The organism is Nocardia exalbida NBRC 100660 (assembly GCF_000308575.1).
Lineage (GTDB): Bacteria > Actinomycetota > Actinomycetes > Mycobacteriales > Mycobacteriaceae > Nocardia > Nocardia exalbida.
This window is the reverse complement of the sequence record NZ_BAFZ01000054.1, coordinates 102,057-113,130: the sequence shown is the minus strand read 5'-3', so window position 1 is coordinate 113,130 and position 11,074 is coordinate 102,057. Positions and strand designations below refer to the sequence as shown.

The 11,074-nt window shown below is 70.1% G+C and carries 9 protein-coding genes; all 9 read left to right on the top strand.

The features are described 5' to 3' along the window. Positions 1-1,202, top strand: a 1,202-nt coding sequence (locus tag ON29_RS12625) for a response regulator transcription factor (RefSeq protein ID WP_040866402.1), incomplete at its 5' end; no start/stop codon positions are given. Between the two features lie 298 nt (positions 1,203-1,500). After that, positions 1,501-3,294: an acyl-CoA dehydrogenase gene (locus ON29_RS12620; protein ID WP_040866401.1), complete on the top strand. Its 1,794-nt coding sequence runs from the start codon at positions 1,501-1,503 to the stop codon at positions 3,292-3,294. Between the two features lie 46 nt (positions 3,295-3,340). Beyond that, positions 3,341-3,952 (top strand): QsdR family transcriptional regulator, encoded by a 612-nt coding sequence (locus ON29_RS12615; protein WP_245548927.1) that lies wholly within the window; start codon positions 3,341-3,343, stop codon positions 3,950-3,952. 316 nt (positions 3,953-4,268) lie between these two features. Then, complete coding sequence (locus tag ON29_RS12610; protein WP_040866434.1) at positions 4,269-5,024, top strand: GntR family transcriptional regulator; 756 nt, start codon at positions 4,269-4,271, stop codon at positions 5,022-5,024. Beyond that, positions 5,025-5,252, top strand: coding sequence for a 4Fe-4S dicluster domain-containing protein (locus ON29_RS12605; protein WP_014984269.1), 228 nt, complete (start codon positions 5,025-5,027; stop codon positions 5,250-5,252). Between the two features lie 12 nt (positions 5,253-5,264). Continuing rightward, a complete protein-coding gene (locus ON29_RS12600) occupies positions 5,265-6,689 on the top strand; it encodes an ABC transporter substrate-binding protein (RefSeq protein WP_040866399.1) in 1,425 nt (474 codons plus the stop codon). Next, positions 6,686-7,543, top strand: coding sequence for an ABC transporter permease (locus tag ON29_RS12595; RefSeq protein WP_040866398.1), 858 nt, complete (start codon positions 6,686-6,688; stop codon positions 7,541-7,543). The genes ON29_RS12600 and ON29_RS12595 overlap by 4 nt, the downstream gene beginning before the upstream one ends. Then, positions 7,540-8,280, top strand: coding sequence for an ABC transporter ATP-binding protein (locus ON29_RS12590; RefSeq protein ID WP_040866397.1), 741 nt, complete (start codon positions 7,540-7,542; stop codon positions 8,278-8,280). Before ON29_RS12595 ends, ON29_RS12590 begins: the two co-directional genes overlap by 4 nt. Continuing rightward, positions 8,277-10,985 (top strand): fumarate reductase/succinate dehydrogenase flavoprotein subunit, encoded by a 2,709-nt coding sequence (locus ON29_RS12585; protein ID WP_040866396.1) that lies wholly within the window; start codon positions 8,277-8,279, stop codon positions 10,983-10,985. The genes ON29_RS12590 and ON29_RS12585 overlap by 4 nt, the downstream gene beginning before the upstream one ends. Positions 10,986-11,074: the final 89 nt, after the last annotated feature.

The window sequence follows — 11,074 nt, the reverse complement described above, 5'->3', positions numbered from 1 at the left end:
CGCTGGCCGCGCGTGCCCACGCGTATCTCGGGCTGGCCACGGCGGACCGTCCGGAGGTCGCCATGACCCATTTCGAGCAGGCGCATGCCGCCGCGAAGGATGCGGGAGATCCGGGCACGGTGCTGACCGTGGTGCTGTGGGAGACGGCGCTGCTGGTGTCGGCGGGCGCCGACGAGGCCGCCATCGCGGCGATCCAGCAGGGGCTGCGCGCCGCGCACGAAACCTACCGATTCGCCGAGGCGGCACCGATCCTGCTGGTCAAATGGGCACAGGCGCTCACCGCGCTGGGTCGCTGGAACGAAGCGCTCGAGCTGATCGACGAATCGCTCACCGAGCAACTGACCCCGTTGAGCACCGCCGCGCTGCTGCTGTGTCACGCGCGGATCATGCTGGCGCGTGGGGACGACGAGGCAGCGGCGACGAGCGCGGCGACCGCGCAGCCCTTGCTCGGGGATCGCCGCTGGGCCAGGCAGTATCAGATCCAGTTGCACACGGTGCAGACCGAGATCGCGCTCGCGACGGGCGATCCGCAGCGCGCCGCCGAGATCGGCGCGGCGACGCTGACCGCGGACGATCTGACCGCGCACCATCACGAGGCGTGGGCGCTGGCCGATGCGGTGGCGCGAACTCGCTGCGCCCCACTGGTTCTCAACTCCGTAACGGAGAGGCTGCCGGTGACCACCGCGGTCGACGCCGCATACCGGAATTCCTGCCACGCCGTGCGCAGCGGCCGTCCCGCCGACTGGACCGCGGCCGCTTCCTCCTGGCGAACCCTGAGTCGGCCATTCGAGCTGGCGCGCAGCCTGGTCGAATCCGGCGAAGCGGAATTGGCCGCGGGTGATCGCGCGGCAGCGCGCAGCGCCCTGCGGTCCGTGCTCCAGCTCGCGGACGAGTTGGCCACGGCGCCACTCGCCGAGCAAGCCAGGCAGCTGGCCGACCGCGCCGGGATCGACCTCGCCGACTCCGGGAACCGGCCTTCCCCGGCCCGATCGGCGAGCACCGCGGGTCTGACCCCGCGCGAGCTCGACGTGCTGCGCCTGGTGGCCAGAGGCGCGAGCAACCGTCAGATCGCGGCCGAGCTGTTCATCAGCGCCAACACCGCCGGTGTGCACGTCTCACGGATCCTCACCAAGCTCGGTGCGTCCAGCCGCACCGAGGCGGCGGCGATCGCACGCGAACGCGGCCTGCTCGTGTCCGGGTGATGACTACCGTGGTCCTCGCGAACTGTGTCGACCCGTCGGCCCGAAGCGATCGTGGAGGCATCCCGTCTGCGGGCAACCGCCCGCCTCCGCGCACGAACGGACGCTACGGAGCTGCCGGACGAAACGGCCGAAGCGGCGACGGGGACGATAGGACCGGTGGGCGCCCGAAGAGGATCTCGCCGACAGCCGGTACGGCGTTGCGCCCTGATCCGTATTCGAGTGGGGACTACCGGCCCCCTGCCCGGCCATCGCACCGTAAGATACAGTAAGTCGAACATGTCTCGAAAGGACGGGCTGAATGCGGTCGACCTTGCTGTCCCGGCGCGATCTCGATTTCCTGCTCTACGAGTGGCTGGACGTGGAGCGGCTCACCAAACGCGAGCGGTACGCCGAGCACTCGCGCGAGACCTTCGACGCCGTGCTCGACCTCAGCGAGCAGCTCGCGACCAAATACTTCGCGCCGCACAACAAGCTCAACGACGCCAACGAACCCACCTTCGACGGCGAGCGCGTGACCATCATCCCGGAGGTCGGGCAGGCGCTGGAAGCCTTCGCCAAGGCCGGATTGCCTTCGGCGGCAATGGATTACGAACTCGGTGGCGCACAGCTGCCCGCGACCGTCGCGCAGGCGAGCTACGCCTGGTTCCAGGCGGCCAACCCGGGCACCGCGGGCTACCCGTTCCTCACCGTGGCCAACGCGAATCTGCTCCTCGCCCACGGCCCGGAGCACGTCGAGAAATTCGTCAAGCCCATGCTCGCGGGCCGCTTCTTCGGCACCATGTGCTTGTCGGAGCCGCAGGCAGGCTCGTCGCTGGCCGACATCGTCACCCGCGCCGAACCGCAGGACGACGGCAGCTACCGCCTGTTCGGCACGAAGATGTGGATCTCGGGCGGCGACCACGAACTCGGCGAGAACATTGTGCACCTGGTGCTGGCCAAGATCCCCGGTGGACCGGCGGGCACCAAGGGCATCTCGCTGTTCGTGGTGCCCCGCTTCCTGGTCGGCGACGACGGCACGATCGGCGAACGCAACGACGTCGCCCTGGCCGGACTCAACCACAAGATGGGCTTCCGCGGCACGGTGAACACCGTGCTGAATTTCGGCGAGGGCCGCTGGACGCCGGGTGGCGCTCCGGGCGCGGTCGGCTACCTGGTCGGGGAACCGCATCGCGGCTTGACCTACATGTTCCACATGATGAACGAGGCGCGCATCGGCGTCGGCCTGGTCGCCACCGCGCTCGGCTACACGGGATACCTCGAGTCGCTGGACTACGCCCGCACCCGCACGCAGGGCCGGGCCAAGCTTCCCGCCGACCCGTCCGCGCCGCAGCGGCCGATCATCGAGCACGCCGACGTGAAGCGAATGCTGCTGGCACAGAAGGCGTACGCCGAAGGGGCGCTGGCGCTGGTGCTCTACTGCGCGCAACTGGTCGACGAGCAGCGCACCGCCGAGTCCGACGACGACCGCCGCGCGGTCACCCAACTGCTGGACATCCTCACCCCGATCGCCAAGAGCTGGCCCTCGCAGTGGTGCCTGGAGGCCAACAGCCTCGCCATCCAGGTGCTCGGCGGTTACGGCTACACCCGCGAATACAACGTCGAGCAGCACTATCGGGACAACCGGCTGAACCCGATCCACGAGGGCACGCACGGTATCCAGGGCCTGGATCTGCTCGGGCGCAAGGTGACCCAGCAGGGCGGCGCGAGCCTGCTCGCACTCGGGTCCCGGATCGATGCGACCATCACCGCCGCGCGCGCCGCGGGCGGCGAGGCGGCCGAGCTGGCCGCACAACTGGATTCGGCGTGGCGGCGGCTGGTCGAGGTCACCGCGGGGCTGTTCGCCTCCGGCGATTTCGAGGCCGCGCTGGCCAACAGCTCGGTGTACCTGGAAGCCTTCGGGCACACCGTGCTGGCCTGGATCTGGCTCGAGCAGTTCCTCGCCACCGCGGACCGTGCGGGCGATTTCTACGATGGCAAGCGGCACGCGGCCCGGTTCTTCTATCGTTTCGAATTGCCCAAGACCGCACCGGCACTGGATCTGCTCGCCAGCCTGGACACGACTACTCTGCGGATGCGCGACGCCTGGTTCTGAACACCGCCCGTTTCGATACACTTCGCAGAAGATGTATCATTCCGCGGTGATCGATTCCAGTCAGCGGACCACCCGCCCTCCCGGCCGACCGGCCTCCGCGACCAGGGAACAGGTCATCGAGCATGCTCGCCGGGCGTTCCTGTCCGGTGAGCGCGTGGACATCCAGGCGATCGCCGGACAGCTCGGGCTCAGCCGCGCGTCGGTCTACCGCTGGTTCGGCTCGCGCGACGGGGTGCTCGGTGCTGTCCTGGCCGGGGAGTTCGAGGCGCTGCTCAGCCGGGCGGACGCCCGCCGCCGCTCCACCGGAGCGCGGCGCATCCTGGACGTGCTGTACCGGGTCAACCGGTGGATGACCGACAACGAGCCGTTCCGGCGCTACTTCGAGAACGAGCCGCTGTCCGGGCTGCGCATCCTCACCGCGAGCGACGGGCCGGTACAGCCGCTGGTCGTGGGCACCGTCCAGGAACTGATCCTCCGCGCCACCGAAGAGGACGGATACCAACCGCCGCTGGAACCGACGCTGCTGGCCTACGCGCTGGTCCGGCTCGGCGAGGCGTTCCTCTACAACGACAACGTCGCCGGTATCCGCGGCGACGTGGACCGGTTGCACGAGGTGCAGGCGGCGCTGCTCGGTATCCCCGAGGCGATCGGGCCGTAACCGCAGCGCTGCCGGACGGCGTGGGGGTGCTCGGCGCAAGACCGGTGCTGCTACTCGATATTTACGGTCTTCGACCGTAGATTCGCCCGGCGGGACCCACTCGCCCCCGCTTTCGAATCGCTGTGATCGGAATTCGGCAGTCGGCGTCCTATGTGGCGTATTGGCCGGGCCGCCGCGCATATCGCCAGGTCGGGCCGCAGTGCGCCCGGCGCAATAACATCCCCTGATTTCCGTCGGCGGCGACGCGGGCGAATACGCCCCCGCGACCCCGTTATCGTCGCTATTCGTGCAGGTCAGCGATGGAAAGGCGGAAACGGTGGCAGCGGAACCCACGCCGGTGCGGCAGTTGCGCGCCGATCAGGCGCGGCGGGTGGCCGACATCCTGCGCCACCAACTGCACGCGGGCGCGTTCGACGGCGCGCTGCCGAGCGAACAAGAGCTGGCCGCCGAGTACGGCGCCTCGCGCAATACCGTCCGCGACGCCTTGGCGCTGTTGAAGGACGAGGGCTTGATCGACCGGGCGCCCAAGGTGGGCACCCGCGTGGCCACCCGCAAGTACGACCACGGGCTCGACGCCCTGCTCGGATTGCAGGAGACCTTCAAAGGCCACGGCACCGTGCGCAACGAGGTGCGCGCGGCGATGCACGTCCCCGCGCCGCCGGCTGTCGCGCGCAGGCTCGGCCTGGCGCCGGGCGAGCGGGTGGTCTATCTCGAGCGGCTGCGCTACCTCGCGGATCTGCCGTTGAGCCTGGACCTCACCTACCTCGTGCCCGACATCGGCACCGAGGTGCTCGGCCACGATCTCGAGCACACCGACGTCTTCGTGCTGCTGGAACGCATCAGCGGCCGCTCGCTCGGCTCGGCCGATCTCGCCCTGGAAGCGGTGCCCGCCGACCCGCACACCGCCTCCACCCTCGACGTACCCGGCGGCGCGCCGCTGCTGATGCTGGAACGACTGACCCGGCTGGACGACGGCCGCCCGGTCGATCTGGAGTACATCCGCATGCGCGGCGACCGCATCACCATGCGCGGCAGCCTGACCCGCAGCACCCCCGAATGGAAGGTCCTCTAGATGGCACTCGTGAACCAGCGCACCGACATCCCCGTCACCATCGACGAGTCGCTGTGCATCCAGGGCTGCACGCTGTGCGTCGAGATCTGCCCGCTCGACTCCCTGGCCATCAACCCCGACAACGGCAAGGCCTTCATGCACGTGGACGAGTGCTGGTACTGCGGTCCCTGCGCGGCCCGCTGCCCCACCGGCGCCGTCACCGTCAACATGCCCTACCTGCTCCGCTGATCTGGAAGACCGATGAAAGCAAAACTCGCCCCCATCCTGCTCACCGCCGCGCTCGCGCTGACCGGGTGCTCGCTGGAGCAGACCGACGACACCCCCGCGGGCACCGTGAAGGTGGTCGTCGGCTACCAATCGAAGACCATCAACACCGTCACCGCGGGCACCTTGCTGCGCGCGCAGGGCTACCTCGAGCGGCGGCTACAGAAGATCACCGACAACGGCGGGGCCAGGTACCAGGTCGAGTGGCAGGACTACGACACCGGCGCGCCGATCACCGCGCAGATGGTGGCCGAGAAGATCGACATCGGGTCGATGGGTGATTACCCGTTGCTGATCAACGGCTCCCGCACCCAGGCGGGCGAGCGCTCGCGCACCGAACTGGTGTCGGTCACCGGGTACAACCCCAAGGGCGCGCTGAACATGGTGGTGGTGCCGAACGACTCGGCGGCCACCGGCATCGGTGACCTGGCCGGGCAGAAGATCTCGGCCAGCGTGGGTTCGGCCGGGCACGGCACGCTGGTGCAGGCGCTGACGCGGGCCGGCATCGACCCGGCCAAGGGCGTGGAGGTGCTCAACCAGCAGCCGCAGGTCGGCGCGACCGCCCTGGAGTCCCGTCAGGTGGGCGCGCTGTCCCAGTTCGTCGCGTGGCCCGGTCTGGTCGTCTTCCAGAACAAGGCCAAGTTGCTCTACGACGGCGCCGAACTCGGCGTGCCGACCTTCCACGGTGTGGTGGCCCGGCGCGCCTACGCCGCCGATCACCCGGAGGTGCTCCAGGCGTTCCTGGCCGCGCAACTGGACGCCACCCAGTTCCTGCGGGACGAGCCGTTCGAGGCCGCGAAGATCGTCGCCGACGGGTCCGGGCTGCCCCAGGAGGTGGTGTACCTCTACAACGGCCCCGGCGGAACCAGTTTCGACACCACGCTCGAGCCCAGCCTGATCGCGGCGCTCAAAGGCGATGTGGCGTACCTGAAGTCGATCGGCGATTTCGCCGACCTGGACATCGACCGGTTCGTCGACGACGCGCCGCTGCGCAAGGCGTTCGCGGAGACCGGCCGCGACTACGACCGCGAACTCACCGACACCGCCAACCCGACCCGCGTCACCGGCGCCGATCCCGTCTGCGGCAAGGCGGCGGAGAATCCCGCGCTGGCCGGCGAGTTGTGGCTGGACGGCGCGCCGAAGCCGCAACCGGTCGCGGATCCGACCTGCCTGCTGCGCGCGGTCCAGGTCGCGAAAGCGCAGGGCAAGACGATCCGCGCCGCCTACATCCCGGATACCGAACTCGGCACCCGCTGGTTCGCCGACAAGTCGATCTGGCTGCGCGACGGGGACGGCTACCTGCCCTTCACCACCGCCGCCGCCGCGCAGCGCTACCGGCAGGCGCATCCCTCCGCCACCCCGGTCACCTACGACCGAGCCGTCACGGAAGTACGCGGATGACCAGCGAACTCGCCGCCCCCGCGGTGCGGGCCACCGCGGGAACCACCGTGGTCGACTCGGAGGCCGCCCCGGCGTCGCGGTCGGCTTGGCGCTCGCGCCTGCTGCGCGTCGGCTCCGTCGCCGTCGCGGTCGGCCTGTGGCAGCTGCTCACGGTCAACAACGTGCGGGCGGGCCTGCGTTTCGACACGTTGCCGACCGTCACCGAGATCGTCGCCGAATTCGGCACCCAGTTGCGCGCCGACCAGTACTACCTGGACATCGCGCAGTCGCTGATCCGGATCGTCACCGGCTTCGGGCTGGCCGCGGTGGTCGGCGTGATCGCGGGCATCGGCCTCGGCCGCTCGCGGCTGCTCGCCGACACCTTCGGCCCGCTGGCCGAACTGGTCCGGCCGATCCCGGCCATCGCCCTGGTCCCGGTCGCGATCCTGCTGTTCCCCAGCGACGAATCCGGCATCGTGTTCATCACCTTCACCGCGTCGCTGTTCCCGGTGCTGGTGAGCACCAGGCACGCGGTGCGCGCACTCCCCACGATCTGGGAGGACGCGGTGCGCACCCTCGGCGCGTCCCGGCTGGACGTGCTCGCGCGCGTGGTGTTCCCCGGCATCCTGCCCGGCGTCTTCAGCGGACTGTCGGTCGGCGTCGGCGTGGCATGGATCTGCCTCATCTCCGCGGAGATGATCTCCGGACGTCTCGGCGTCGGCTACCGCACCTGGCAGGCCTACACCATCGTGGACTATCCGGCGGTGTTCGTCGGCATGATCACCATCGGCGTCCTCGGTTTCGCGACATCGGGGCTGGTCGAGCTGGCCGGCCGCCGCATCACCCGCTGGCTGCCCAGAGAGGTCGAAGCATGACCACAGTGATCGACGCACCGGCATCGACCGGAATGCGCCTGAGCCTCACCGGCGTGCGGATCGCCTACGGGGGCGAACCGGTGCTCGACGGGCTCGACTTGGCGATCGCGCCGGGCGAGATCCTGGTCGTGGTCGGCAAATCCGGCTGCGGCAAGTCGACCTTGCTGCGCGCGATCGCCGGACTGCGCGCCCCGGAGGGCGGGGCCATCCTGGCCGACGGCGAGCGCGTGAGCGGCCCCGCGGCCGACCGCGCCCTGGTGTTCCAGGACGACGCGCTGCTGCCCTGGCGCACCGTGCGGCAGAACATCGAACTCGCCCTGCGCCTGCGCGGCACGCCCCGGGCCGAGCGCAGAGCCACCGCGCTGCACTGGGTGGACGAAGTCGGGCTCACCGGCTACGCCGACTATCTGCCGCGCGACCTGTCCGGCGGCATGCGCCAGCGCGTCCAGCTGGCGCGCAGCCTGGCCGCCGCGCCGCGCGCCGTGCTGATGGACGAGCCGTTCGGCGCGCTGGACACCCAGACCAGGGAAACCATGCAGCGCCTGCTCATCCAGACCTGGCGCGCCCATCCCACCACCATCGTCTTCGTCACCCACGACCTCGACGAGGCCCTGCTGCTCGGCGACCGCATCGCCGTGCTCGGCGGCGGCACGCTGCGAGCGCTGGTGCCGGTGCCCGGGCCGCGCGAGGCGATCGACCGGGCCGCGACGAAGGCCGAGATCCTGGAGAAACTGTGAACATTCCGCCGCTGTCGGAACAGATCCGGCTGGACTGCGACGTGCTCGTCATCGGAGGCGGCACGGCGGGCACGATGGCCGCGCTCACCGCCGCCGAGCAGGGCGCGAACGTGCTGCTGCTGGAGAAGGCGCACGTGCGGCACTCCGGTGCGCTGGCCATGGGCATGGACGGCGTGAACAACGCCGTGATCCCGGGCAAGGCCGAACCGGAGGACTACGTCGCCGAGATCACCCGGGCCAACGACGGGATCGTCGACCAGCGCACTATCTATCAGACTGCGACGCGCGGCTTCGCCATGGTGCAGCGGCTGGAGCGCTACGGCGTGAAGTTCGAGAAGGACGAGTACGGCGAGTACGCGGTGCGCCGGGTGCACCGCTCCGGCTCGTACGTCCTGCCGATGCCCGAGGGCAAGGACGTCAAGAAAGCGCTGTATCGCGTCCTGCGCCAACGCAAGATGCGCGAGCGGATCCGCATCGAGAACCGGCTGATGCCGGTGCGCGTGCTCACCGAGGGCGGGCGCGCCGTCGGCGCCGCCGCCCTGCACACCCGCACCGGCGAATTCGTCGCCGTCGCCGCGAAAGCGGTGATCCTGGCCACCGGGCCGTGCGGCAGGCTCGGGCTGCCCTCCAGCGGATACCTGTACGGCACCTACGAGAATCCGACGAACGCGGGCGACGGCTACTCGATGGCCTACCACGCGGGCGCCGAACTCAGCGGCATCGAATGCTTCCAGATCAACCCGCTGATCAAGGACTACAACGGCCCGGCCTGCGCCTATGTCGCCAATCCGTTCGGCGGCTACCAGGTCAACGCCGACGGCGAACGCTTCGTCGACTCCGACTACTGGTCGGGCCAGATGATGGCCGAGGTCAAGCGGGAGATCGAATCCGCGCGCGGCCCCATCTATCTCAAGGTGTCGCACCTGCCCGACGAGACGCTGAGCACGCTCGAAGGCATCCTGCACACCACCGAGCGCCCCACCCGCGGCACCTTCCACGCCAACCGCGGCCACGACTACCGCACCCACGACATCGAGATGCACATCTCCGAGATCGGCCTGTGCAGCGGGCATTCCGCCTCCGGCGTGTGGGTCGACGAGCACGCGCGCACCACGGTGCCCGGCTTGTACGCGGCGGGCGATCTGGCGTGCGTGCCGCACAATTACATGATCGGCGCGTTCGTCTTCGGCGATCTCGCCGGCGCGCACGCCGCGTCCACCGTAGCCGAGGTGCCCGCGCCGGCCGAGCTGCCCGAGGACCAGCTGGCCGCGGCCCACGAGCTGATCTACCGGCCGCTACGTCAGCCGGACGGGCCGCCGCAACCGCAGGTCGAATACAAGCTGCGGCGTTTCGTGAACGACTACGTCGCGCCGCCCAAGACCGCCGCCAAGCTGAGCATCGCGGTGGAGACCTTCGACCGGATGCGCGCGGAGGTCGAGGGCATCGGCGCGCGCACCCCGCACGAGCTGATGCGCGCGGTGGAGGTGTCGTTCATCCGCGATTGCGCCGATATGGCCGCCCGCAGCTCGCTGACCAGGACCGAATCCCGTTGGGGCCTCTATCACGAGCGCGCCGACCTACCCGAACGCGACGATGTCGAATGGCGATACCACCTCAACCTGCGCAAGAACCCCGACGGAACCATGGCGTTCCTGAAGCGTCCGGTGGCGCCGTACCTGGTGCCGGTGCCCGGGCTCGACGACCTGCCCTCGGCCGATGCCGAGGCGGTGCCGGTGCACCAGCCGCACCGGATCTCCGGCCGTGCGCCGCATACCGGCGCCGGCGCTGAGCAGGAGCGGGCCGCAGCCGCTGCTTCGCAGTCCGCCACTCCCCCGTCGCCCCGGATCGTCGCGTTGCTCGCACTGGACGAGCCCACCGTGGAGCAATTGTCGGCTTATCTGACCGATCCCGACGCGGGGGTCCGGGTCGCGGCGATCTCGGTGCTGAGCGAGCACACCCCGGAGGGCTTCTCGATCGCCCTCGGCGATGCCTTGGACGACGACGCGGCCTCGGTCCGGCGTGCGGCCGCGGCCAGTCTGCGCGAGCTCGTCGAAGTGCTGCCCTCCGCGGAAGGGCTCGCCGACCGGCTCGGTTCGGCCGATCCCGTCGTGCGGTCCACCGTGATCGATCTGCTGCGCGCGCTGCGGGCGGGTGAGGCCGGGCAGTATCGCGCCGCCTTGGCGGACGGGGATCATCGCGTCCGCATCGAAGCGGTCCGCGCACTGGTGTCGCTGAACGATCGCGACGGCGTCGCCACCCTGGCCGCCGACGACAACCGGGAAGTGCGGATCGCCGTCGCCCACGGCCTCGCCGCCATCGGCGACGGCGGGCTCGAGGTGATCCGCCGCCTCGGCGACGACCACGACCCGCTGGTGCGTGCCGCGGCGCTCACCGCGTTCGCCCAGCTGGGTGGCGAACCCGCGGACGTCACCGCACTGGACGCCGCTCTACGCCATTCGGCCTGGCAGATCCGTCAAGGTGCGGCGCGCGGGCTCGCGGGCGCCGACCCGGACCTCGCGGTGCCGATTCTGGCCGCCGCCCTGCACGATCCGCATCTCGACGTCCGCAAGGCGGCGGTGCTGTCGCTCTCGGGGTGGCCGCACCTGCCCGCCGCGCACGACGCGCTGCGCGCCGCGATCGACGACACCGATGCCGACGTGCGCGCGTATGCCCGGCGGGCGCTGGCCACCCAGCCCACGGCATAGGGCAGCATGGTTGCCGCAGCTCGAATCGCTGATTAAATTAGCGGCTCGACCGTTGCCGACGCGCTAACCAGGGTATAGCCGGGTGGTGA